This is a genomic window from Neisseria sp. P0024.S006 (genome assembly GCF_051956595.1).
In the GTDB taxonomy this organism is placed as follows: domain Bacteria; phylum Pseudomonadota; class Gammaproteobacteria; order Burkholderiales; family Neisseriaceae; genus Neisseria.
The window spans coordinates 1-574 of the sequence record NZ_JBQCXH010000018.1; the positions used below are offsets into that span (position 1 = coordinate 1).

The window sequence follows — 574 nt, forward strand, 5'->3', positions numbered from 1 at the left end:
TTTGACCACCTGGGTTTGCATTTTTTCTGTTGTCGGCGGGTTCGGGTGTGTGTGGGAGGCAGGTTAGAGCTGCTTGCCTGCCGGCGTGTTGTTTGGTTGCTACAAAATTTTGTGTGTTGGTTGTGGGGTTTGTGGGGTGGTGTTTGCTGTTTGTGTTCAGTTGGGGGGTGTTTGTGTTGGCGCTTGTGGGGGGTGTGGGGGTTTTTGTTGGTTTGGTGGTTTGTGTTGGTTTGGGTTGGGGTGGGGGGGCTTGTTTGGGGTTTGTTTTGGGTGGTTTTGTTGGTTGTGTGGTGGTTTTTTTGGTGGGTGGGTTGTGTTGGGGTGTGGGGTTTGTTGTGTTTTGTTGTTGTTGGTGGTTGGTGGTGTTTGTTGTTTGTGTTGGTGTTGTGGGGTTGTTTGGGGGGGTTGTGGGTGTTGTTGGGTTGGGGTGGGGGGGGGGTTTTTGTTTTGGGTTTGTTGGTTGGGTGGGTGGGGGTTGTTTGGGGGTTGTTTTGGTGGGGTTTGGGGGTGGGGTGGGTGGGGGGTGTGGGGGGGTGTTTCGACGTGCCGCTACCAAAGATTCAAAGCTACATGG

At 53.7% G+C, this 574-nt stretch carries 1 protein-coding gene; it reads left to right on the forward strand.

Going from position 1 to position 574, the window contains the following annotated elements; genetic code table 11:
* Positions 1-96 precede the first annotated feature (96 nt).
* The coding region (locus ACTHUF_RS11040) for a hypothetical protein (RefSeq protein ID WP_440407704.1) at positions 97-574 on the forward strand (478 nt) is incomplete at its 3' end.